This window comes from Leisingera sp. XS_AS12 (assembly GCF_041224635.1).
In the GTDB taxonomy this organism is placed as follows: Bacteria; Pseudomonadota; Alphaproteobacteria; order Rhodobacterales; family Rhodobacteraceae; genus Leisingera.
In genome coordinates this window covers 1-19,251 of record NZ_JBGFGM010000073.1, presented here as the reverse complement: position 1 = coordinate 19,251, position 19,251 = coordinate 1, and the positions used below count along the sequence as shown (strand labels likewise).

The following is a 19,251-nucleotide window of genomic DNA, read 5'->3' as shown; positions in this document are numbered from 1 at the left end:
AGCAGGGCGCCAGAGGGTCCAGCATTTCGAGGTAGTATGGCAGGCAAACGAATCTGCCCGCCGGGAATCATTCCCAGAAGGGATGGGGCTGGGTATTTGGAAATTGCAGCAAGGTCAACCCGCGATCTGCCCTCAGCCGCCGACGCGGCGAAGCTGAAAAGCAAAACACCCCGCACCGCGATGGCACAGGGTGTTCGATGTCCGGCGCTGGCCGCGCTTACTCGCCCAGGATCCAGGCGATGGATTTCTGCACCTCGTCGATCGAGGCCATGCCGTCCAGGCGCTGCAGGTTGCCCTTGGCCCAGTAGTAGCCGATCAGCGGCGAGGTCTTTTTGTAGTATTCCATCAGCCGGATACGCACGGCCTCTTCGGTGTCGTCGGCGCGCGCCTCCTTGCCGGCGGCGCGGGCTTCGGCGGCGCGGTTGACGATGCGCTGCACCAGCACCTCGTCATCCACCTGCATTTCGATCACCGCGTCCAGCTTGAGGTCCATCTCTGCCAGCAGCTTCTCCAACGCGTCCGCCTGCGGCAGGGTGCGCGGGAAACCGTCGAAGATGAAACCGCCGTCGGAGCCTTCCTGCAGGCGCTCGCGGATCAGGCCGATCACGATCTGGTCGGTGACCAGCTTGCCCTCGGCCATGATGGCGGCAACCTTCTTGCCCATCTCGGTGCCCGAAGACTGTGCTGCGCGCAGCATGTCGCCGGTGGAAAGCTGGGTCATGTTGCGGGTTTCGACCAGGTGGCTGGCCTGCGTTCCTTTGCCTGCGCCCGGCGGGCCCAGCAGAATAATATTGGTCATCGGCGAGACGGTCCCCGTTTCGTACGTTTCTTATTGCGGCCGCGCAGCTGGCTCTTCTCGATCAGCCCTTCGTACTGATGGGCCAGAAGATGGCTTTGGGCCTGCTGAATGGTGTCCATGGTGACCGATACCACAATCAGGACCGAGGTACCGCCAAAATAGACCGGGATGGCGAATTGGCCGCGGAGCACTTCCGGCAACAGGCAGACCAGCGCCAGATAGGCCGACCCCAGGACCAGAATGCGGTTCACAACGTATTCGATGTATTCCGCGGTCTTCTTGCCCGGACGGATGCCGGGAACAAAACCGTTCTGGTTCTTGAGGTTGTTTGCAACGTCATCCGGTTTGAAGGCGACGTTGAAAGTATAGAAATAAGCAAAGAAGACGATCATCGCCACGAAGAACAACAGGTACAGCGGCTGACCGGGGCCAAAGTTGGCCAACAGCCAGGACATCACCGGACCGGAGGTCGTGCCGGAGGAAAAGGTCGAGATCGTGGTCGGCAGCAACAGCAGCGAGGAGGCAAAGATCGCCGGAATCACGCCCGCCGGGTTCACCTTGACCGGCAGATGCGAGGAACCGCCGTCATAGACCTTCATGCCGACCTGGCGACGCGGGTACTGGATGTGGATCTTGCGCAGGGCGCGTTCCATGAAGACCACGAACATGATGATCGCGATCACCATCAGGATCACGCCGATGATCACCGCGGGGCTGATCGCGCCGGAGCGGCCGGAGGCAAAGAACTGGGCAATCGCGGCCGGAACCTCGGCGATGATGCCGACGAAGATGATCAGCGAGATACCGTTGCCGATGCCGCGCTGGGTGATCTGCTCGCCCAGCCACATCAGGAACATGGTGCCGCCGACCAGGGTGATCATGCAGGCCATGCGGAAATACATGCCCGGATCGGTCGCCAGATCACCGGATTCCAGCGACACCGCGAGACCGTAGGACTGCGCGGTCGCCAGCAGTACGGTGCCGTAGCGGGTATACTGGTTGATCTTCTTGCGGCCCTGCTCGCCCTCTTTCTTGAGCTGTTCAAGCGAAGGCACCATCGAAGTCAGAAGCTGAACGATAATGGAGGCGGAAATATAGGGCATGATGCCAAGGGCAAAAATGCCCATCCGGCCAAGCGCGCCACCGGTGAACATCGACACCATGCCGCCGATGCCCTGACCCGCCTGCTCCATGAACTGACGCAGCGCCGCCGCGTCGATTCCCGGAACCGGAATGAAGGTGCCCAGGCGATAGACAATCAAAAGGCCGATGGTGAACAGGATGCGGTTGCGCAGATCCGTGGCCTTGCCCAGGGCAGCCCAGCTGGTGTTTGCCGCCATTTGTTCTGCTGCTGATACCATGAAAAGGTCTCTTCTTTAGCGAAAACGCCGCCCGGAACCGTTTTCCGGCTCGGGCGGCGTAATGGGAAAACTCGTAGGCCTATGTAAGCGGCATTGGCGCCGCTCACAAGCGCTTACTCGGCGGCGGCTGCGTTTGCCGCGGTGAGGGTGCCGCCCGCCTTGGCCACGGCCTCAACGGCGGCCTTGGAGGCGCCGGTGACCGCGATGGTTGCCTTGGCAGTGATTTCACCCTTGGCCAGCACGCGGACGCCGTCCAGCTTGCGACGCACCAGGCCGGATGCAACCAGCGAATCCTCGGTGATCGAGCCGGCGTCCAGCTTGCCTGCGTCGATGAACTTCTGGATCAGGCCCAGGTTGACGACAGCGTATTCCTTGCGGTTCGGCTTGTTGAAGCCGCGCTTGGGCAGACGCTGGTAGAGGGGCATCTGGCCGCCTTCGTAGCCGTTGATCGAAACGCCCGAACGGGATTTCTGACCTTTGATACCACGGCCACCCATTTTACCTTTGCCGGAGCCGGGGCCACGGCCAACGCGGGTGCGTTTCTTGGATGCGCCGGGATTGTCGCGCAGTTCGTGCAGTTTCATGTCGCTTCTCCTTGCCGGATGTGACCCCCGAAGCGTGATGGGCCAAACACGGCGTTTCTTGATTGGTGATTCCGTGGCGCATGATGCCACCGGGGGCGTATAGACCTGTTGCGCCACGGGATCAAGCCCCGCGGCCGCCAGCTGATGCGCCCGTGCTGCGCCAAAGCGCCCTGCGCTGGCGATAGATCCCTTTTTGCTGTGCTTCCGCTTCTGTGTCGCTGATTGTCGACCGTTAAAGGGTGGCGGCGCCGCCGGGTGGAGATGGGAAGGGGCGTAACCCCATGCGAATAACGCGTCAGCCGCGCTCCGGGTGCCATGCCGGAGCCCAATTCCAGGTGCCGGGTGTGTCAGGCCCGGCGGGTGACCATGATCGGGTTTGAGACTGCCAGACCTGGGTTAACACCGCGTGGGAGCGGCGTACGCGACCCACGCAACAGCCCCTGGACGGACACTGCAGAAAACAAAAACGCCCCTGCCGATTGGCAGGGGCGCTTTTGCGCCGGTTCCCGGAGAGGGAGGAGGATCCAGGGGCGGCGAAAGGGATTACTTGCCGTAGACATGTTCCCGCGCAGCGCCGGGGATGGCGCAGCGGGTCAGACCGATGTCATCCAGCTCACGGTCCGACATGGACCGCAGCGCGTCGACGGTGAGGCGGTATTCGCGGCGCAGTTTCCATGCGCGCAGGGCGGCAGCGGCAAAACCGCCCACACGAGCCAGAATGCCCGAGGAAGCAGGTGCCGAAACAGTTGAATAAGCCATTGTTCTTGTTTCCTTTGCATCGGAGCCGGAAACGGTTTCCGGTCGCAGCTGATGATCTGTTCGCTTGTCGTGCAGCGGAAATAGGGACGCGACCGGCTGCCTTCAACCGCCGCTTTGGTCTGGCCGCCATGCCCGGAATGCATGGCTAGGGCCATTGAAATCCGGGCGCTGTCACCAGCCAAAAGAAAACGCCCCTGCCCGGCGTCGGGCAGAGGCGTCTTGGTCCGGACCTGAGGGAGGAGAAGAAAGGTCCGGGAAGGGGAATTCAGTGGCCGTAGACGTGCTGGCGGGCGATGTCTGCGATGTCGCCACGGCGCACGCCGATGTCGGACAGTTCGCGGTCGCTCAGGCCGTCCAGCTCGTTGTAGGTGCGCTGGTACTCGCGCGCCTTTTCCCAGCCGGTCTTCACGGCCTCAAAGGCGTGACGAATACGGGCGGTCAAGGACAGGGCGGGGGTGGAAGAAAGAACATGTGCCATCATTAAGATCCTTGTGTCTGAGCCGGGCCTATTCCCGGCGGTGCTTGTGTTGGTCTTTTCTTGTGACACCGAGATAGGAAATACCGTTGGCGATAACAATTGCCGGTTCGGTCTGTCCGCTATGCGGCGGATGCAAGGGCCCTTGCCAGACAGTTAAGTCCCCGCTTCCCCTCCCCTCGTCCGCCGCTCAGGGCGGCGCAACGAAAAACGCCCCCGGCAGAACCGGGGGCGTTTTCCTAGATCAGTCGCGAAAGAGGGGCGTCTTAGCCGCGCTCTTCGATGATCTGAACCAGATGCGGGATCGAGTTGACCATACCGCGTACGGAGGGGGTGTCCTCCAGCTCGCGGGTCTTGTGCATCTTGTTCAGGCCCAGGCCAACCAGGGTTGCGCGCTGTTTGGCGGGGCGGCGGATCGGCGAGCCGATCTGCTTGACGACGATGGTTTTTGCCATGGATCCGTCTCCTTACGCTTCTGCTTCCGCAGGTGCTTCGTCCCGCTTGGGCAGGATGTCGGCAACCTTCTTGCCACGACGCTGAGCCACAGAGCGCGGGCTCTGTTCTTTGGTCAGGCCGTTCAGAGTGGCGCGGATCATGTTGTAGGGGTTCTGCGAGCCGATCGACTTGGACACAACGTCCTTGACGCCCAGCATTTCGAAGACGGCACGCATCGGACCACCTGCGATGATCCCGGTACCTTCCGGAGCGGTACGCATGACCACCTTGCCGGCGCCGTGGCGACCGCTGATGTCGTGGTGCAGGGTACGACCCTCTTTCAGCGGCACGCGGACCATCTGGCGCTTGGCCTGTTCGGTCGCCTTGCGGATCGCCTCAGGCACTTCTTTTGCCTTGCCCTTGCCAAAGCCGACACGGCCTTTCTGGTCGCCAACAACAACCAGTGCAGCAAAGCCAAAGCGCTTACCGCCTTTTACGGTTTTGGACACGCGGTTGATCGCAACCAGGCGATCTGCAAATTCCGGTGTCTCTTCACGGTCGCGGCGGTTGCCGCGGCGGTTTTCACGTTCTGCCATCAGGCATTCCTTTCAGAATGGCGCACTGCACAAAGCACGGGGCGCCGGTTTTCTCCAATCCTTGGTGAGATGGGCGCAGCCTGCGCCCTCTCCCGGATCATCGGGGCAGCCCCGGAGGGCTGCCCGCTTGGGACTTAGATCTTCAGACCGCCTTCACGCGCAGCGTCGGCCAGAGCCTTCACCTTGCCGTGATACAGGAAGCCGCCACGATCGAAATAGGCTTCGGTCACGCCTGCGGCCTTGGCACGCTCGGCGATCGCGGCACCAACCTTGGCGGAGGCCTCGATGTTGTTCTTGCCGACAACACCCAGATCCTTTTCCAGGGTGGACGCCGAAGCCAGGGTCACACCGCGCAGGTCGTCGATCAGCTGAACAGAAATGTTCTTGTTCGAACGGTGCACGGAGAGACGCAGGCGGCCTGCGTTCACTTTGCGAAGCTTGTTCCGGACGCGCAGCCGGCGCTTCAGAAACAGGGTACGTTTGCTGTTTGCCATTTTGCTGGTCCTTACTTCTTCTTGCCTTCCTTGCGGAAGATGAATTCGCCCTTGTAGCGGATGCCTTTGCCTTTGTAGGGCTCGGGACGGCGCCAGTCGCGGATTTTCGCCGCCACTTCGCCCACCTGCTGCTGGTCGATACCTTCCACAACGATTTCAGTCTGCTTCGGCGCGGTGATGGTGATGCCATCAGGCGCAACGAAGTCGACATCGTGGCTGTAGCCCAGGTTCAGCTTCAGGACATTGCCCTGCATCTGAGCGCGGTAACCCACACCCTGGATCTCCAGCTCTTTCTTGAAGCCTTGGGTCACGCCGGCCACCAGGTTTGCAACCTGGGTGCGGGACATGCCCCACTGCTGGCGAGCACGCTTGGACTTGCCGCGCGGCTCGACCTTGACGATGTTGTCCTCAACGGTGAGGGTCACGTCGTCGGTGGCAGTGAAGGTACGGGCGCCTTTCGGGCCTTTGACTTCGATGGTCTGGCCGGACACGCTGGCGGTGACACCGCTGGGCAGTTCGACCGGTTTCTTACCAATACGGGACATCGTTAAGGCCTCCTTAGAAGACGGTGCAAAGCACTTCGCCGCCGACGTTGGCTGCGCGTGCGTTTGCGTCCGACATCACACCCTTGGGGGTGGAGACAATCGACACGCCCAGGCCCTGGCGGACCTGCGGAATGTCATTGACGCCCATGTAAACGCGGCGGCCGGGCTTGGAGACCCGCTTGAGCTCGCGAATGACAGGTTCGCCGTCGAAGTATTTCAGGCTGATTTCGATGGCGGGATGGCCATTTTCACCAGTCACTTTCTCATAACCGCGGATGTAGCCCTCGTCCGCCAGCACGTCCAGCACCCACGCCCGAAGCTTGGAAGCCGGGGTCATGACGGTGGATTTGCCGCGCATCTGAGAGTTACGGATACGGGTGAGCATATCGCCGATAGGATCGTTCATATCAGTCTCTCCCTTACCAGCTCGATTTCACCATGCCGGGGATCTGGCCATTGGAGCCCAGTTCCCGCAGCGCGATCCGGCTGATCTTCAGCTTACGGTAGTAAGCGTGAGGACGGCCGGTCAGCTGGCAGCGGTTGTGCAGACGGGTTGCCGACGAGTTGCGCGGCAGCTTGGCCAACTTCAGGCGCGCTTTGAAGCGCTCTTCCATCGGACGGCTTTCGTCGTTTGCGATTTCTTTCAGCTCGGCACGCTTTGCGGCATATTTGGCCACCAGGCGCTCGCGCTTCTTCTCGCGTTCGATCATGCTTTTCTTAGCCATGGTCTCTTCTCTCCCGCGCTTAGCTGTTGAAGGGCATGTTGAAAGCTTTCAACAGCGCCTTTGCTTCCGCGTCGGTTTTCGCGGTGGTGGCAATCACAATGTCCATGCCCCAGGCTTCGTCGATCTTGTCGAAATCGATTTCCGGGAACACGATGTGCTCTTTCAGACCCATGGCGTAGTTGCCGCGGCCGTCAAAGGAGGTACCCGAAACACCGCGGAAGTCGCGGATACGGGGCATTGCGATGGTGATCAGACGATCCAGGAATTCATACATCCGGTCGCCGCGCAGGGTCACCTTGGCGCCCATCGGCATGCCTTCGCGAACGCGGAAGCCGGCGATGGAGTTCTTGGCAACGGTGGTCAGAGCCTTCTGGCCCGCGATCGCGGTCAGGTCTGCCTGTGCGGATTTGGCTTTCTTGCTGTCTTTGACAGCAGCGCGGCCACAGCCGATGTTCAGAACGATCTTCTCCAACTTGGGGATCATCATATCGTTCTTGTAGGCGAATTCCTCTTTCAGGGCACCACGGATGGTTTCCTTGTAGAGGGCCTTCAGGCGCGGGGTGTAGGTTGCAGCGTCAAGCATCAGACAGTCTCCCCGGTGGTCTTGGCGAAGCGCACCTTCTTGCCGTCTTCCTCACGGAAGCCGACGCGGGTTGCCTTGCCGTTGCTGTCCAGCAGTGCCAGGTTCGACAGGTCGATCGGCAGTGCCTTGGGCAGACGGCCGCCCTGGCTGTTTTGGGTCTGGCGGGTGTGGCGGATCGCCATGTTCACGCCTTCGACAACGGCTTTACCGGCCTTGGGGTCGACGGAGGCGATGGTGCCTTCCTTGCCCTTGTCCTTGCCGGCCAGCACGACGACCTTGTCGCCTTTGCGGAGTTTAGCAGCCATGATTACAGCACCTCCGGAGCCAGCGAGATGATCTTCATGAAGTTCTTCGCGCGCAGTTCACGAACAACCGGGCCAAAGATACGGGTACCGACCGGCTCGTTGTTGTTGTTCAGGATAACGGCTGCGTTCCGGTCAAAACGGATCGCGGTGCCGTCTTCGCGACGGACTTCTTTGGCGGTGCGCACGACAACGGCCTTACGGACGTCGCCTTTTTTCACGCGGCCGCGCGGGATGGCTTCCTTTACCGAGACGACGATGATGTCGCCAACGGATGCGTATTTACGCTTGGAGCCACCCAGAACCTTGATGCACTGAACTCGGCGAGCGCCGGAGTTGTCAGCAACATCCAGATTTGTTTGCATCTGGATCATGTGGTTTCTCCCGACCTATGGGGCAGCGATGCGTGCTGGTATCCCCCAGGGTTTCGACTGACTGTAAAGTCTAGTCGCCAGGAGTCTCGAGACGAGACTCTTAGGCTTCCAGAACTTCCCAGCGTTTCGTTTTCGATTTCGGCGCGCATTCGATGATGCGTACGGTGTCGCCGACCTTGAAAGCGTTCTTTTCATCGTGAGCCCGGTATTTCTTGGACTTACGGATGGTTTTCTTCAGAACCGGGTGCGTGAAGCGGCGTTCAACCGAGACAGTTACGGTCTGGGCGTTTGCGTCGCTGGTCACAACGCCTTGCAGGATACGTTTGGGCATTGTGTCGCTCCTTATTCGGCTGCTGCTGCAGCTTTTTCGTTCAGGATGGTCTTGACGCGGGCGGCATTGCGGCGCGCCGCCTTGATGCCTGCAGTCGATTCCAGCTGACCGGTTGCCTGCTGAAAGCGCAGGTTGAAGCTCTCTTTTTTCAGGGATGCGAGGATATCGCGGAGTTCATCCACGGTTTTCTCGCGCAGATCATTGGCGTTCATCGCCTTTGTTCCTTGTCCAAAGCACCAGAAGGCCCCGAGGGTAACCTTGAACCTGGTGGGTTATGTCAACCGCGCCAAAAGCGCGGCAAAAAAGAATCACTTACCCCGGATCCGGCATGGATTGGGGCCAAGCGATGGGTTCCTATAGAGGAGACCGGGCGCAGGGGCAAGGGAAAGGTTGGCCACCGTCCCTGCCGCGCCGCGGTTCAGATGATTTCATCTTCATCGAACATCGCCGCACCGTCGAGTTGGGCGCTCAGATCCTCGATCCGCTGCTCCGCCTCGGCGGCATTCACCACCCGGGCGATGTGAAACAGCGCATCGCCTTCGTTGACGATCGGCATGTTGGCGCGACCGATGATCAGCCCGGCAGCGCCGGCCGCTAGCTCCGCCTCGGTTTCGCCGAAGGGGTCGGAAACCACGCCAAGGATCTCGCCCTGCTCGACCATGTCGCCGGTCGTCTTGAAGGCCCGCAACAAGCCGCCCGCGGGGGCGCGCTCCCAGCTGCTGCTGCCCGCGCGGACCGGGACGGTTTCGGCCAGCGGCACGCCATCCTCCGGGATCATCCCAAGCGCGTGCATCACGCGCAGGATGCCGGCGACCCCGACCCGGGCCGAGTATTCGTCGAAGCGCAACCCCTCGCCCGCCTCGTACAACAGGATATCGACGCCGACGTTCTGCGCGGCCTGGCGCAGCGATCCTTCGCGCAGGCCGGATCGGATCACCACCGGCGCTCCGAAGGCATCGGCATAGGCCAGAGTATCCTTGGCCTTTGGTGACACCCGGATCTGCGGCATGTTGGTGCGGTGGATGGCCGCCGAGTGCAGATCGATGCCCAGGTCGCAGCGCGCCACCACCTCGGTCATGAACAAATGCGCGAGGCGGCTGGCCAGCGAGCCGCCTTCGCTGCCCGGAAAGCAGCGGTTCAGATCGCGCCGGTCCGGCAAGTAGCGCGAATGGTTCAGAAAGCCGAAGGTGTTGACGATCGGCACCACGATCAGCGTGCCCTTCAGCCGCGAGAACTTGCGGCTGCGCAGCAGTCGGCGCGCGATCTCGACCCCAATCACCTCGTCGCCGTGAATGGCGGCGGAGACAAACATGGTCGGCCCCGCCTCCGCGCCGTGGATCACATGGGCGGACATGGTGACCGGCGTGTGGTCCGACAGTACGCTGACCGGCAGATCCACCGTGCGGCGGGTGCCCGCAGGAATGCAGAAGCCACCGATCTCGAAGTCAGGACGGCGCGACATGGCAAGAGCCTCTCAAGGACGAACTGCAGAAGCCTTAGCAGGATTCGAGGCTTTGGCAATCGCGCCGATGCGATGCCCTACTCCCAGCGGTAGTTGAAACTGACGGAAATCCGCTCTTCCTCGGCCATGTTCATCGGCACCTCGTGGCGGATGAAGCTTTCCCACAGCAGCACGTCGCCCACCTTTGGCGACTGGTAGACGAAGGTCTTCAGCTCCTGGCGGCAGGTTTTCACGCGCGGCGGATGCGCCATCATCATCGCGTGGCGCGGGTCCTCCAGCTTGAGCGCACTGGCCCCTTCGGGCATCGACACGTAGGTGGTGCCGGAAATCACCGAATGCGGGTGAATGTGGCTGGCGTGGGTGCCACCCTCGGGCAGGATGTTGATCCACAGATCTTCCAGCACCAGCTTGCGACCATCAAGATCCAGCTCGAGATCCTCGGCAAAGGCCGCCACATGCAGATCCAGCGATTTCACCAGATCCGCAAAGATCGGGAAGCGCCACGGCAGATCGGTCAGGGATGCATAGGAGGTATACCCGGGATACCCGTTTTCCTCGCACCAATCCTGGCCTGCGTCATCATCACCGGCGATGACCAAGCATGAGTTTTCCAGTTCCTGCGCGTCGATTGCCGGTCCGTGTTCGGACAGCGGCGCGCGGTAAAGTCGGGTCACGAAGAGCGATTCAATCTGAGCCATGCGCCCCTCCTACTCCATACGCCAAACAAACGCGAGAGGCTGGCAGCGCCGCTGAACAACCGGCGCAACCGGCGGATATCATCAAGACAAAATAAAATCTCTATCGGATTCCAACAGGGATTTAACCATTGGCGGCTAGGCTGACGAAAAACAAGAAACGACAACAATCTCTCTCGTGAAAATGGTCCCAGTCACATGAAACTCAAAGTCACTGTTGGTTCGGCAATCCTGTCGATCATCGTTCTTGCCGGGGGGCTGATGGCCGTTCTGGTCAGCCTTCTTCTGTACTCGCACGGGGTGCGTGACGACATGCAGAACCGGGTGGCGGTCATCGAATCCGCCTATCGCAACCTCGACACGGTCGAGCTGGAAATGCTGATGGCGCGCCGCGCCGAAAAGGATTTCCTGCTGCGTCGGGACGACACGCATGTCGAACGACACGCCGCCACCATGGCGCGGATCAAGGACGCCTACGGCGCGTTGGAGCAAAAGGTTCCGAACATTCCGGAACTCGCGGAGAAACGCCGCGAACTGGCGACCCTTGGAGAGGTGATCGCCGCCTATGAAGCCAGCTTTCATGCGCTGACCGCCAGCAACCTGCGCCTTGGCCTTGATGAGAACAGCGGTCTGGAAGGCCAGCTGCGGAGCGCGGTCAAAAGCGCCGAAGCCACTCTGAAGGACCTCGGCCGCCCGGAAATGGAAGTGAAGATGCTGATGATGCGGCGGCATGAGAAGGACTTCATCATGCGCCAGGCGCCCAAGTACCTGGACCGGCTGAATGCCCGGGTCGAGGAATTCGCCGCCTTCCCGGCCAGCTATTACAGCAGCAGCGCCCAGCAAAAAGAGGTTCTGGCGCTGATGACCGCCTACCAGAAAAGCTTTGCCGACTACGTGAGCGAGAAGCTTGCCGAAAGTGAGCTGCGCAAGGAGGTCTCGCAGCACTTCGCCACCGCGGAGCCGCTGCTGGCCGCGCTGCAAGCCGAGGTGCGCAGTGAGCTGGACTCCGTGCGCCGCGAAGGCGAGGCCGTCAGCTCCGCCGCGCAGACAAACGCCCTGCGTGCGGGCATCGCCGGCTCCCTGCTGTTCATCGCCGTCGCACTGTTGCTGGCCCGCGGCATCGCGCGGCCGCTGAAGCAGATCGACCAGGTTCTGAAGCAGATGATCCGGAACGACTTTACCGCCAAGCTTCCGACCACCCGTATCCGCGAAATTGCCGCCATCGGCGGCGCGGTCGGAGACTTCCGTCAGGCCGAGGTTGCCAAGCAGCAATTGAACGCCGAGATTTCAGAAGTCATCAACGCCTGTGGCGTCGGCGACTTCTCCCGCCGCATCCAGTGCGGCGACGGCGAAGACAGCGGCCTCAGCCGGGGTGTCAACACGATCGGCGAAGTCGCCCAGAAAGGCTTGGGAGACGTGCTGAAAGTGCTCGCCGCGATTGCGGATGGCGACCTGACCCAGCGGATGCCCTCGGGGCAGAAAGGCGTGTTCAAGGACATCGCTGACGCCATCGACAACCTGACCGGAAACCTGGAAACCATCGTGCGGCAGCTGGCGGGCAGCAGCGAGATGCTGAACAACACCTCCAACGAAATCGCCGGAGCGGTGGCGGATGCCTCGCGCCGCGGTGAAGCCTCGGCCGCCTCGCTGGAGGAAACATCGGCTGCCCTGCAGACCGTCAGTGATACGGTGCGTGACACCGCCGAGAGCGCGCAGGGCGCCCGCAGCTTCGTGAACGACGCCCAGTCCACAGCCGAAACCACCCGCAAAGTGGGGGAGCAGACCATCGCCGCCATGCAGCGCATCAAGGAATCCTCCGATGCGATTTCCAAGATCACCGGCATGATCGACGACGTCGCTTTCCAAACCAACCTTCTGGCCCTGAATGCCGGGGTCGAGGCCGCCCGCGCGGGCGAAGCCGGTCGCGGCTTCGCGGTGGTGGCCTCGGAGGTGCGGGCACTGGCGCAACGCTCCTCTGCGGCGGCGCAGGAAATCAGCGCCCTGATCAGCAGCAGCCAGATCGAGGTGACCAGCGGCGTGAAACTGGCTGATGAAACCGGGGCCGCCCTTGCCACGATCCACCAAATGGTCAGCCAGGCTGCGGATAAGGTGAACGAGATCGCCGAGAACACCCACGAGCAGGCGAACGGGATCTCCGAAGTGAACGTGGCGCTCGAGGTGCTGGACCGGGATTCGCAGCACAGTGCCGCCATGCTGGAAGAAACCGCGGCCTCCGGCCAGATGCTGCGTGACGAGGCGGCGCGGCTGGCGCAAGCCATCTCGGGCTTCCGGCTGGATCACGACAGCGTGCCCCGGACCGCTGGCAACGATGTCACCGCCGCAGCGGACGACTTCATCGACCGCGCTGCCTGAGCCTGACCCGCGGGCCGCCAATCGGTCGGCCCGCGGACGTCACCCGCCGGGTTCCGCGGCCACCATCCGCTCCCCCACCATGTATCCCCCCGCAAACAAAGCGATGCGATGCCGCACGTTGCGGTGTCTGGCGTCGGAGACCACGCTCCCCACAATCAAAGACACGGAAACCATGCAAAAAGCCCCCGCCGAAATCTCGGCGGGGGCTTTTTAGTCTCGTTCACGGTCCACCGGCCCGGGCGCTGCTGTCAGCAACCTGCCGGTGGGGTCGTGTATTACCAGTCTTCGCGGACCACGACGCGGGTCTTGACCGGCAGCTTCATCGCGGCAAGGCGCAGAGCCTCGCGAGCGACTTCATCGCTGACGCCGTCGATTTCGAACATCACGCGGCCAGGTTTGACCTTGCATGCCCAATAATCCACGGAACCTTTACCCTTACCCATACGAACTTCGACGGGCTTGGAGGTCACCGGAGTGTCCGGGAAGATACGGATCCAGACACGACCCTGACGTTTCATGTGGCGGGTCATGGCACGACGGGCAGCCTCGATCTGGCGTGCAGTCACACGCTCAGGGGTGGTTGCCTTCAGGCCATAGGTGCCGAAGTTCAGGTCGGAACCGCCTTTTGCCAGGCCGTGAATCCGGCCCTTGTGCATCTTGCGGAATTTAGTGCGCTTTGGCTGAAGCATCTCAAATCCTCCTTAGCGACGGCCGCCACCAGCACCACGGGGTGCAGGGCCGTCCTGGATTTCTTGTGCTTTACGGTCACGCGCCGACGGATCGTGCTCCATGATCTCACCTTTGAAGATCCAGACCTTGATCCCGATGATCCCGTAGGGGGTCATCGCTTCGGAATGTGCGTAATCGATGTCGGCACGCAGGGTGTGCAGAGGCACGCGACCTTCGCGGTACCATTCGGTACGTGCGATTTCGGCACCGCCCAGACGACCAGCGACGTTCACCCGGATACCCAGGGCGCCCATGCGCATGGCGTTCTGCACGGCACGCTTCATCGCGCGACGGAAGGAGACACGGCGCTCCAGCTGCTGAGCGATGGACTCACCGACCAGCTGCGCGTCGAGTTCCGGCTTGCGCACTTCAACGATGTTGAGGTGCAGCTCGGAGTCGGTCATCTTCGCCAGCTTCTTGCGCAGAACTTCGATGTCTGCACCTTTCTTGCCGATGATGACGCCCGGACGTGCGGTGTGAATGGTCACACGGCACTTCTTGTGCGGACGCTCGATGATGACGCGCGCAACGCCGGCTTGCTTGCACTCGGTCTTGATGAACTCACGGATCTTCAGATCCTCGAGCAGCAGATCACCATAGTCCTTGGTGTCGGCGTACCAGCGGCTGTCCCAGGTGCGGTTGACCTGAAGGCGCATGCCGATCGGATTGACTTTCTGACCCATTAGGCTTGCTCCTCAACTTGACGCACCTTGATGGTGATCTCCGCGAACGGCTTCAGGATTTTGCCGAACCGGCCACGGGCACGCGGGCGACCGCGCTTCATGGTCAGGTTCTTGCCAACCCAAGCCTCGGCGACGATCAGCTCATCGACGTCCAGGTTGTGGTTGTTCTCAGCATTCGCGATGGCGGACTGAAGGCATTTCTTCACGTCCTGTGCGACCCGCTTGTTGGAGAAGGTGAGATCGGTCAGAGCCTTTTCAACCTTCTTGCCACGGATCATCTGAGCCACCAGGTTCAGTTTCTGCGGCGAGGTACGGAGCATGCGCAGTTTTGCCATTGCTTCGTTGTCTGCCACGCGGCGGGGATTCTTTTCCTTACCCATGACTTACTTCCGCTTCGCTTTTTTGTCGGCGGCATGGCCATAATAGGTACGGGTCGGCGAATATTCACCGAACTTCTGACCGATCATGTCTTCCGAGACGTTGACGGGGATGTGCTTCTTGCCGTTGTAGACACCAAAGGTCAGACCAACGAACTGCGGCAGGATGGTGGAGCGACGCGACCAGATCTTGATCACTTCATTGCGGCCCGATTCACGCGCTGCTTCGGCCTTTTTCAGGACGTAAGCATCAACGAAGGGGCCCTTCCATACGGAACGTGCCATGGATTAGCGGCCTTTCTTCTTGGCGTGGCGCGAGCGGATGATGAGCTTCTGCGACGCCTTGTTTGTGTTGCGGGTACGCTTACCCTTGGTCGGCTTACCCCAGGGTGTCACCGGGTGACGACCACCGGAGGTCCGGCCTTCACCACCGCCGTGGGGGTGATCGATCGGGTTCATCACGACACCACGCACGGAAGGACGCTTGCCCTTGTGGCGCATACGGCCGGCTTTACCGTAGTTCTGGTTGGAGTTGTCGGGGTTCGACACGGCACCAACGGTGGCCATGCATTCCTGACGGACCAGGCGCAGTTCGCCCGAGGACAGGCGGATCTGAGCGTAGCCACCATCACGACCAACGAACTGAGCGTAGGTACCGGCTGCACGGGCGATCTGGCCGCCTTTGCCGGGCTTCATTTCGATGTTGTGAACGATGGTACCGATCGGCATGCCCGAGAACGGCATTGCGTTGCCCGGTTTGATGTCTGCCTTTGCGGAGGCGATGACCTTGTCACCAACTGCCAGACGCTGCGGAGCCAGGATGTAGGCCTGCTCGCCGTCGTCGTACTTCACCAGGGCGATGAAGGCAGTACGGTTGGGGTCATATTCGATGCGCTCGACGGTTGCGGCGACATCAAATTTATTCCGTTTGAAGTCAACGATCCGGTAGAGACGCTTTGCGCCGCCGCCACGGCGGCGGGAAGTAATCCGTCCGGTGTTGTTCCGGCCGCCCGATTTGGTCAGACCCTCAGTGAGAGACTTGACCGGACGCCCTTTCCAAAGCTCCGAACGGTCGATCAGAACCAGCCCACGCTGGCCCGGCGTCGTCGGCTTATACGACTTAAGTGCCATGCTTTCTGTCTTCCGTTTAGCGTGCCGGGCCTTCGGTTGTTGTCTTTGGCCCAGCTATGTTTAAGGCCCCCGTAGGTGCCTGAGTTATAGGGCCCCGAAGGTCCCCAGTTCGAACATCCCGACAAACGTAACGACCCCGGAACGAATCCGGGGTCTTCAGGATTGGTGCGGCTTAACAGATGCCGCGCGGGCTGGCAATGGGGTGTTTGCCGAACCACCCGCCGATCCGCAAACCGGGGGAGCGGATCATTGGCTTTGTCAGGCCAGTCACCCTGAATTACGCGTTATATGCGGCGGAACCGACCGGCCACCACGGCGCCGCGCTCACGACTTCTTGCGCGGCAGGCCATCATGGTCGGTCGACGCCAGCTCCTCCAGCTCGTCCTCGCTCATCGATTCGTACATGTCCTTCGACGCCCCGGTGAGCTCGGACACCTTGGTGTCACCGCGCTTGGCCGACAAGGCGGCCCCTGCGGCCTTCTGCTGCGCCTTCGACTTGGCTTTCATGGCGTCCTCCTGTGTGGGTTGCTGAACGTGAAACGCCATGGCCCCCTGCCCGGTTCCGGTGCGCTGCGCGGCCCTGGAAGGCGGAACCTATCCGCGCTCCAGACGTTGTCGAGACAGGCTCACCAACCACAGGAAAGGACGAAGCCATGGACTGGAATCAAGTGAAGGGCCAATGGAAGCAGCTGAAGGGCGCAGCCCAGCAAACCTGGGGTGACATCACCGACGACGATTGGGACCGGATCAACGGCCGCCGTGAAGAACTGGCCGGCAAGATCCAGGAGCGCTACGGCCGCGAAAAAGAAGAAGCCGAACGCGAAATCGATCAGTGGATCGCACGCCTGTGACCCGGTCGACGCGGGGCTGCTCCCTCCCCGTGCCTGCCTCGTAGGCGCAAGTAAAAAGGCCCTCGCTTTCGCGAGGGCCTTTCATTTTTCCAAGAAGACAGATCTCAGAGACCGGTGGTCACGTCGATGGTGTTGCCTTCTTCCAGGGTCACATAGGCCTTCTTGACGTCCTTGCGACGGCCCAGCTGGCCGCGGAAACGTTTGACCTTACCCTTGGTGACGGTGGTGTTGACCGCTTTGACCTTGACGCCAAAGAGAGCTTCAACAGCTTCCTTGATCATCGGCTTGTTGCTGTCGATCGCCACTTCGAACACCACGGCGCCGTTTTCGGACGCCAGGGTGGATTTCTCGGTGATGATCGGCTTGCGGATCACGTCGTAGTGTTCTGCCTTCGCGCTCATTTCAGGCGAGCCTCCAGTGCTTCGACACCTGCTTTGGTGATCACCAGGGTGTCACGCTTCAGGATGTCATAGACGTTGGCACCGATGGTCGGCAGTACGTCCAGACCTTCGATGTTCTTGGCGGCGCGGGCAAAACCCTCGTTCACGGCAGCGCCGTCGATGACCAGAGCGCGTTTCCAGCCCAGGTTCTTCACCTGCTTGGCCAGAGCGGAGGTCTTGCCCTCGGCGCTCGCGTCCTCGATGATGACCAGCTCGCCCGCTTTCGCCTTGGCGGACAGCGCGTGGCGCAGGCCCAGCTTGCGGAACTTCTTGGTCAGCTCGTGGCCGTGCGACCGCGGGGTCGGACCCTTGTAGATACCACCCTTGCGGAAGATCGGCGCGTTGCGGTCACCGTGGCGTGCGCCGCCGGTGCCCTTCTGGCGATAGATCTTCTTGGTCGAGTAGGAGGTCTCGGAGCGGGTCTTCACCTTGTGGGTGCCCTGCTGCGCGTTGTTGCGCTGCCAGCGAACCACACGGTGCAGGATGTCCGCACGCGGCTCCAGGCCGAACAGCTCTTCGGACAGTTCAATGTCGCCCGCTTTGCCGCCGTCCAGTTTGATCACGTCAAGTTTCATGCTTCACCACCTTCCGCGGGAGCTTCCGCAGTTTTCAGAGCGGCCGGGAAAGGCAGACCCTCGGGGGCTTTCTTCTTCACGGCATCCTTGACGGTAACCCAGCCGGATTTCGGGCCCGGAACGGCGCCCTTGATGAAGACCAGGCCGCGCTCGGCATCGGTTTTCACCACTTCCAGGTTCTGGGTGGTCACACGGGCAGCACCCATGTGGCCCGCCATCTTCTTGCCTTTGAAGACGCGGCCGGGGTCCTGACACTGACCGGTCGAACCGTGCGAACGGTGCGAGATCGACACACCGTGCGAGGCGCGCAGACCACCGAAGTTGTGACGCTTCATGGCACCTGCGAAACCTTTACCGATCGAGGTACCGGTCACGTCCACTTTCTGGCCAGCCAGGAAATGTTCGGCCGAGATTTCGGCACCGACTTCGATCAGGCCTTCCGCGGGAACGCGGAACTCGGCCAGCTTGCGCTTGGGCTCAACCTTGGCTGCTGCGAAGTGACCGCGCATGGCTTTGCTGGTGCGCTTTGCCTTGGCGGTACCGGCACCCAGCTGAACAGCGGTGTAGCCGTCCTTTTCCTCGGTGCGCTGAGCAACAACCTGCAGGCCGTCCAGGGACAGAACGGTCACAGGGATCTGCTTGCCGTCTTCCATGAACAGTCGGGTCATGCCGACTTTCTTTGCGATAATACCGGAACGCATAATCTATACCCTCCGATCTTACGATTGCAGCTTGATTTCGACGTCAACGCCAGCGGCCAGGTCGAGCTTCATCAGCGCGTCCACGGTCTGCGGGGTCGGGTCGACGATGTCGAGAAGACGCTTGTGCGTACGGATCTCGAACTGATCGCGGGATTTCTTGTCGATGTGAGGGCCACGCAGAACGGTGAACTTCTCAATCTTGTTCGGCAGCGGGATCGGGCCGCGCACTTGGGCGCCGGTCCGCTTGGCAGTGTTGACGATTTCCTGGGTGCTGGCATCCAGCACGCGGTAGTCAAATGCCTTCAGCCGGATACGGATGTTTTGGCTTTGCATCGTACAGCCTTATTCTAGGCGTTGGGGTTGAGAGGAGGGCCTGCGCTCACCGCAATCCCTCATCGAACCCAAAAGGCGGGAATCATCCCGCCCCTGATCACACTCGGTGAACTCGCGCCCTATACGCGCTATGGCCCGGTCTGGCAAGGGGGTGCGCCGCGAAACAAAAGGAATTCGCACGCACGCGCCTTGCCGGAGGCATCCGGGCCGTGCAGCCAGGCGCAAATGTTGGGGCCGCTGGTGTCACCTGCCCCTGCCCTCTGCCACGCACAGAAAAAGGGCCTCCCGAGGGAGGCCCTTTCCATCCAGTATCAGGAGACCTGATTACTCGATGATTTTGGACACGACGCCGGCGCCGACGGTGCGGCCGCCTTCACGGATGGCGAAACGCAGACCGTCTTCCATCGCGATCGGAGCGATCAGCTCAACACCGAACTTCAGGTTGTCGCCCGGCATCACCATCTCGGTGCCTTCCGGCAGGGTCACGGTGCCGGTCACGTCGGTGGTGCGGAAGTAGAACTGCGGACGGTAGTTCGCG

30 protein-coding genes and 1 pseudogene are annotated in these 19,251 nt (G+C 61.4%); 2 read left to right on the top strand and 29 right to left on the bottom strand.

Annotated elements, in window-relative coordinates; genetic code table 11:
• Window positions 1–217: 217 nt before the first annotated feature.
• The 18 genes from AB9K35_RS05730 to AB9K35_RS05645 all read right to left on the bottom strand — a co-directional run bounded on the left by AB9K35_RS05730 (window position 218) and on the right by AB9K35_RS05645 (window position 10,523).
• Window positions 218–799 carry an adenylate kinase gene (locus AB9K35_RS05730; RefSeq protein ID WP_222456104.1) on the bottom strand — a complete coding sequence of 194 codons (582 nt, stop codon included), beginning with the start codon at window positions 797–799 and terminating at the stop codon, window positions 218–220.
• A complete protein-coding gene (gene secY, locus AB9K35_RS05725) occupies window positions 796–2,160 on the bottom strand; it encodes a preprotein translocase subunit SecY (RefSeq protein WP_369924847.1) in 1,365 nt (454 codons plus the stop codon). Before secY ends, AB9K35_RS05730 begins: the two co-directional genes overlap by 4 nt.
• Before the next feature lie 113 nt (window positions 2,161–2,273).
• The gene (rplO, locus tag AB9K35_RS05720; RefSeq protein WP_369924846.1) at window positions 2,274–2,744 is read right to left on the bottom strand and encodes a 50S ribosomal protein L15; all 471 of its coding nucleotides are present in this window, start codon (window positions 2,742–2,744) and stop codon (window positions 2,274–2,276) included.
• A 543-nt stretch (window positions 2,745–3,287) separates the two neighbouring features.
• A complete protein-coding gene (locus AB9K35_RS05715; RefSeq protein ID WP_222456107.1) occupies window positions 3,288–3,503 on the bottom strand; it encodes a DUF1127 domain-containing protein in 216 nt (71 codons plus the stop codon).
• A gap of 265 nt (window positions 3,504–3,768) precedes the next feature.
• Window positions 3,769–3,981 carry a DUF1127 domain-containing protein gene (locus tag AB9K35_RS05710; protein WP_222456108.1) on the bottom strand — a complete coding sequence of 71 codons (213 nt, stop codon included), beginning with the start codon at window positions 3,979–3,981 and terminating at the stop codon, window positions 3,769–3,771.
• A 263-nt stretch (window positions 3,982–4,244) separates the two neighbouring features.
• The gene (gene rpmD / locus AB9K35_RS05705; RefSeq protein ID WP_019298002.1) at window positions 4,245–4,433 is read right to left on the bottom strand and encodes a 50S ribosomal protein L30; all 189 of its coding nucleotides are present in this window, start codon (window positions 4,431–4,433) and stop codon (window positions 4,245–4,247) included.
• A 12-nt stretch (window positions 4,434–4,445) separates the two neighbouring features.
• Window positions 4,446–5,009, bottom strand: a complete 564-nt coding sequence (gene rpsE, locus AB9K35_RS05700; RefSeq protein ID WP_222456109.1) for a 30S ribosomal protein S5 — start codon at window positions 5,007–5,009, stop codon at window positions 4,446–4,448.
• 134 nt (window positions 5,010–5,143) lie between these two features.
• Complete coding sequence (rplR, locus tag AB9K35_RS05695; protein WP_222456110.1) at window positions 5,144–5,503, bottom strand: 50S ribosomal protein L18; 360 nt, start codon at window positions 5,501–5,503, stop codon at window positions 5,144–5,146.
• A gap of 11 nt (window positions 5,504–5,514) precedes the next feature.
• Window positions 5,515–6,048 carry a 50S ribosomal protein L6 gene (gene rplF, locus AB9K35_RS05690; RefSeq protein WP_222456111.1) on the bottom strand — a complete coding sequence of 178 codons (534 nt, stop codon included), beginning with the start codon at window positions 6,046–6,048 and terminating at the stop codon, window positions 5,515–5,517.
• A 13-nt stretch (window positions 6,049–6,061) separates the two neighbouring features.
• Complete coding sequence (rpsH, locus tag AB9K35_RS05685) at window positions 6,062–6,454, bottom strand: 30S ribosomal protein S8 (protein WP_222456112.1); 393 nt, start codon at window positions 6,452–6,454, stop codon at window positions 6,062–6,064.
• A 13-nt stretch (window positions 6,455–6,467) separates the two neighbouring features.
• Window positions 6,468–6,773 (bottom strand): 30S ribosomal protein S14, encoded by a 306-nt coding sequence (gene rpsN, locus AB9K35_RS05680; protein WP_058289476.1) that lies wholly within the window; start codon window positions 6,771–6,773, stop codon window positions 6,468–6,470.
• A gap of 19 nt (window positions 6,774–6,792) precedes the next feature.
• The gene (rplE, locus tag AB9K35_RS05675) at window positions 6,793–7,356 is read right to left on the bottom strand and encodes a 50S ribosomal protein L5 (protein ID WP_222456113.1); all 564 of its coding nucleotides are present in this window, start codon (window positions 7,354–7,356) and stop codon (window positions 6,793–6,795) included.
• Complete coding sequence (gene rplX / locus AB9K35_RS05670; RefSeq protein ID WP_027235538.1) at window positions 7,356–7,661, bottom strand: 50S ribosomal protein L24; 306 nt, start codon at window positions 7,659–7,661, stop codon at window positions 7,356–7,358. Before rplX ends, rplE begins: the two co-directional genes overlap by 1 nt.
• 2 nt (window positions 7,662–7,663) lie before the next feature.
• Window positions 7,664–8,032 (bottom strand): 50S ribosomal protein L14, encoded by a 369-nt coding sequence (rplN, locus tag AB9K35_RS05665; protein WP_005621870.1) that lies wholly within the window; start codon window positions 8,030–8,032, stop codon window positions 7,664–7,666.
• 100 nt (window positions 8,033–8,132) lie between these two features.
• Complete coding sequence (gene rpsQ, locus AB9K35_RS05660) at window positions 8,133–8,363, bottom strand: 30S ribosomal protein S17 (RefSeq protein ID WP_008555996.1); 231 nt, start codon at window positions 8,361–8,363, stop codon at window positions 8,133–8,135.
• Between the two features lie 11 nt (window positions 8,364–8,374).
• On the bottom strand, window positions 8,375–8,575 hold the full coding sequence (gene rpmC / locus AB9K35_RS05655; protein ID WP_222456114.1) for a 50S ribosomal protein L29: 201 nt from the start codon (window positions 8,573–8,575) through the stop codon (window positions 8,375–8,377).
• Between the two features lie 206 nt (window positions 8,576–8,781).
• Entirely contained in the window at window positions 8,782–9,825 is a 1,044-nt protein-coding gene (locus AB9K35_RS05650; RefSeq protein ID WP_369924845.1) for a succinylglutamate desuccinylase/aspartoacylase family protein, read from the bottom strand.
• A 77-nt stretch (window positions 9,826–9,902) separates the two neighbouring features.
• Entirely contained in the window at window positions 9,903–10,523 is a 621-nt protein-coding gene (locus tag AB9K35_RS05645; RefSeq protein WP_222456116.1) for a 2OG-Fe(II) oxygenase family protein, read from the bottom strand.
• Between the two features lie 195 nt (window positions 10,524–10,718).
• Here AB9K35_RS05645 and AB9K35_RS05640 point away from each other — a divergent pair, with 195 nt between their 5' ends.
• A complete protein-coding gene (locus AB9K35_RS05640) occupies window positions 10,719–12,893 on the top strand; it encodes a methyl-accepting chemotaxis protein (protein WP_369924844.1) in 2,175 nt (724 codons plus the stop codon).
• A gap of 275 nt (window positions 12,894–13,168) precedes the next feature.
• Here AB9K35_RS05640 and rplP read toward each other — a convergent pair whose 3' ends face one another.
• The 6 genes from rplP to AB9K35_RS05610 all read right to left on the bottom strand — a co-directional run bounded on the left by rplP (window position 13,169) and on the right by AB9K35_RS05610 (window position 16,320).
• Window positions 13,169–13,582, bottom strand: a complete 414-nt coding sequence (gene rplP, locus AB9K35_RS05635; RefSeq protein WP_222456118.1) for a 50S ribosomal protein L16 — start codon at window positions 13,580–13,582, stop codon at window positions 13,169–13,171.
• A gap of 12 nt (window positions 13,583–13,594) precedes the next feature.
• Window positions 13,595–14,305, bottom strand: a complete 711-nt coding sequence (gene rpsC / locus AB9K35_RS05630) for a 30S ribosomal protein S3 (protein WP_222456119.1) — start codon at window positions 14,303–14,305, stop codon at window positions 13,595–13,597.
• A complete protein-coding gene (rplV, locus tag AB9K35_RS05625; RefSeq protein WP_222456120.1) occupies window positions 14,305–14,685 on the bottom strand; it encodes a 50S ribosomal protein L22 in 381 nt (126 codons plus the stop codon). The genes rpsC and rplV overlap by 1 nt, the downstream gene beginning before the upstream one ends.
• Before the next feature lie 3 nt (window positions 14,686–14,688).
• On the bottom strand, window positions 14,689–14,967 hold the full coding sequence (rpsS, locus tag AB9K35_RS05620) for a 30S ribosomal protein S19 (protein ID WP_024088539.1): 279 nt from the start codon (window positions 14,965–14,967) through the stop codon (window positions 14,689–14,691).
• Window positions 14,968–14,970: 3 nt separating this feature from the next.
• Window positions 14,971–15,813, bottom strand: a complete 843-nt coding sequence (gene rplB, locus AB9K35_RS05615) for a 50S ribosomal protein L2 (RefSeq protein ID WP_005621914.1) — start codon at window positions 15,811–15,813, stop codon at window positions 14,971–14,973.
• Between the two features lie 324 nt (window positions 15,814–16,137).
• Complete coding sequence (locus tag AB9K35_RS05610; protein WP_222456121.1) at window positions 16,138–16,320, bottom strand: DUF3008 family protein; 183 nt, start codon at window positions 16,318–16,320, stop codon at window positions 16,138–16,140.
• A 146-nt stretch (window positions 16,321–16,466) separates the two neighbouring features.
• Here AB9K35_RS05610 and AB9K35_RS05605 point away from each other — a divergent pair, with 146 nt between their 5' ends.
• The gene (locus AB9K35_RS05605; protein ID WP_222456122.1) at window positions 16,467–16,664 is read left to right on the top strand and encodes a CsbD family protein; all 198 of its coding nucleotides are present in this window, start codon (window positions 16,467–16,469) and stop codon (window positions 16,662–16,664) included.
• A 104-nt stretch (window positions 16,665–16,768) separates the two neighbouring features.
• Here AB9K35_RS05605 and AB9K35_RS05600 read toward each other — a convergent pair whose 3' ends face one another.
• The 5 genes and pseudogenes from AB9K35_RS05600 to tuf all read right to left on the bottom strand — a co-directional run.
• Window positions 16,769–17,065 (bottom strand): 50S ribosomal protein L23, encoded by a 297-nt coding sequence (locus tag AB9K35_RS05600; protein WP_222456123.1) that lies wholly within the window; start codon window positions 17,063–17,065, stop codon window positions 16,769–16,771.
• Entirely contained in the window at window positions 17,062–17,679 is a 618-nt protein-coding gene (gene rplD, locus AB9K35_RS05595) for a 50S ribosomal protein L4 (protein WP_222456124.1), read from the bottom strand. Before rplD ends, AB9K35_RS05600 begins: the two co-directional genes overlap by 4 nt.
• Window positions 17,676–18,380 carry a 50S ribosomal protein L3 gene (rplC, locus tag AB9K35_RS05590; protein ID WP_222456125.1) on the bottom strand — a complete coding sequence of 235 codons (705 nt, stop codon included), beginning with the start codon at window positions 18,378–18,380 and terminating at the stop codon, window positions 17,676–17,678. The genes rplD and rplC overlap by 4 nt, the downstream gene beginning before the upstream one ends.
• Before the next feature lie 18 nt (window positions 18,381–18,398).
• Complete coding sequence (gene rpsJ, locus AB9K35_RS05585) at window positions 18,399–18,713, bottom strand: 30S ribosomal protein S10 (protein ID WP_024809816.1); 315 nt, start codon at window positions 18,711–18,713, stop codon at window positions 18,399–18,401.
• 324 nt (window positions 18,714–19,037) lie between these two features.
• Window positions 19,038–19,251, bottom strand: a pseudogene (gene tuf / locus AB9K35_RS05580) (elongation factor Tu); the annotation flags it as partial.

What these genes read in the sequence shown, in the direction of transcription:
- AB9K35_RS05730 (WP_222456104.1), bottom strand. Translation starts at nt 799, where the DNA reads ATGACCAATATTATTCTGCTGGGCCCGCCGGGCGCAGGCAAAGGAACG.
- secY (WP_369924847.1), bottom strand. Translation starts at nt 2,160, where the DNA reads ATGGTATCAGCAGCAGAACAAATGGCGGCAAACACCAGCTGGGCTGCC.
- rplO (WP_369924846.1), bottom strand. Translation starts at nt 2,744, where the DNA reads ATGAAACTGCACGAACTGCGCGACAATCCCGGCGCATCCAAGAAACGC.
- AB9K35_RS05715 (WP_222456107.1), bottom strand. Translation starts at nt 3,503, where the DNA reads ATGGCTTATTCAACTGTTTCGGCACCTGCTTCCTCGGGCATTCTGGCT.
- AB9K35_RS05710 (WP_222456108.1), bottom strand. Translation starts at nt 3,981, where the DNA reads ATGGCACATGTTCTTTCTTCCACCCCCGCCCTGTCCTTGACCGCCCGT.
- rpmD (WP_019298002.1), bottom strand. Translation starts at nt 4,433, where the DNA reads ATGGCAAAAACCATCGTCGTCAAGCAGATCGGCTCGCCGATCCGCCGC.
- rpsE (WP_222456109.1), bottom strand. Translation starts at nt 5,009, where the DNA reads ATGGCAGAACGTGAAAACCGCCGCGGCAACCGCCGCGACCGTGAAGAG.
- rplR (WP_222456110.1), bottom strand. Translation starts at nt 5,503, where the DNA reads ATGGCAAACAGCAAACGTACCCTGTTTCTGAAGCGCCGGCTGCGCGTC.
- rplF (WP_222456111.1), bottom strand. Translation starts at nt 6,048, where the DNA reads ATGTCCCGTATTGGTAAGAAACCGGTCGAACTGCCCAGCGGTGTCACC.
- rpsH (WP_222456112.1), bottom strand. Translation starts at nt 6,454, where the DNA reads ATGAACGATCCTATCGGCGATATGCTCACCCGTATCCGTAACTCTCAG.
- rpsN (WP_058289476.1), bottom strand. Translation starts at nt 6,773, where the DNA reads ATGGCTAAGAAAAGCATGATCGAACGCGAGAAGAAGCGCGAGCGCCTG.
- rplE (WP_222456113.1), bottom strand. Translation starts at nt 7,356, where the DNA reads ATGCTTGACGCTGCAACCTACACCCCGCGCCTGAAGGCCCTCTACAAG.
- rplX (WP_027235538.1), bottom strand. Translation starts at nt 7,661, where the DNA reads ATGGCTGCTAAACTCCGCAAAGGCGACAAGGTCGTCGTGCTGGCCGGC.
- rplN (WP_005621870.1), bottom strand. Translation starts at nt 8,032, where the DNA reads ATGATCCAGATGCAAACAAATCTGGATGTTGCTGACAACTCCGGCGCT.
- rpsQ (WP_008555996.1), bottom strand. Translation starts at nt 8,363, where the DNA reads ATGCCCAAACGTATCCTGCAAGGCGTTGTGACCAGCGACGCAAACGCC.
- rpmC (WP_222456114.1), bottom strand. Translation starts at nt 8,575, where the DNA reads ATGAACGCCAATGATCTGCGCGAGAAAACCGTGGATGAACTCCGCGAT.
- AB9K35_RS05650 (WP_369924845.1), bottom strand. Translation starts at nt 9,825, where the DNA reads ATGTCGCGCCGTCCTGACTTCGAGATCGGTGGCTTCTGCATTCCTGCG.
- AB9K35_RS05645 (WP_222456116.1), bottom strand. Translation starts at nt 10,523, where the DNA reads ATGGCTCAGATTGAATCGCTCTTCGTGACCCGACTTTACCGCGCGCCG.
- AB9K35_RS05640 (WP_369924844.1), top strand. Translation starts at nt 10,719, where the DNA reads ATGAAACTCAAAGTCACTGTTGGTTCGGCAATCCTGTCGATCATCGTT.
- rplP (WP_222456118.1), bottom strand. Translation starts at nt 13,582, where the DNA reads ATGCTTCAGCCAAAGCGCACTAAATTCCGCAAGATGCACAAGGGCCGG.
- rpsC (WP_222456119.1), bottom strand. Translation starts at nt 14,305, where the DNA reads ATGGGTCAGAAAGTCAATCCGATCGGCATGCGCCTTCAGGTCAACCGC.
- rplV (WP_222456120.1), bottom strand. Translation starts at nt 14,685, where the DNA reads ATGGGTAAGGAAAAGAATCCCCGCCGCGTGGCAGACAACGAAGCAATG.
- rpsS (WP_024088539.1), bottom strand. Translation starts at nt 14,967, where the DNA reads ATGGCACGTTCCGTATGGAAGGGCCCCTTCGTTGATGCTTACGTCCTG.
- rplB (WP_005621914.1), bottom strand. Translation starts at nt 15,813, where the DNA reads ATGGCACTTAAGTCGTATAAGCCGACGACGCCGGGCCAGCGTGGGCTG.
- AB9K35_RS05610 (WP_222456121.1), bottom strand. Translation starts at nt 16,320, where the DNA reads ATGAAAGCCAAGTCGAAGGCGCAGCAGAAGGCCGCAGGGGCCGCCTTG.
- AB9K35_RS05605 (WP_222456122.1), top strand. Translation starts at nt 16,467, where the DNA reads ATGGACTGGAATCAAGTGAAGGGCCAATGGAAGCAGCTGAAGGGCGCA.
- AB9K35_RS05600 (WP_222456123.1), bottom strand. Translation starts at nt 17,065, where the DNA reads ATGAGCGCGAAGGCAGAACACTACGACGTGATCCGCAAGCCGATCATC.
- rplD (WP_222456124.1), bottom strand. Translation starts at nt 17,679, where the DNA reads ATGAAACTTGACGTGATCAAACTGGACGGCGGCAAAGCGGGCGACATT.
- rplC (WP_222456125.1), bottom strand. Translation starts at nt 18,380, where the DNA reads ATGCGTTCCGGTATTATCGCAAAGAAAGTCGGCATGACCCGACTGTTC.
- rpsJ (WP_024809816.1), bottom strand. Translation starts at nt 18,713, where the DNA reads ATGCAAAGCCAAAACATCCGTATCCGGCTGAAGGCATTTGACTACCGC.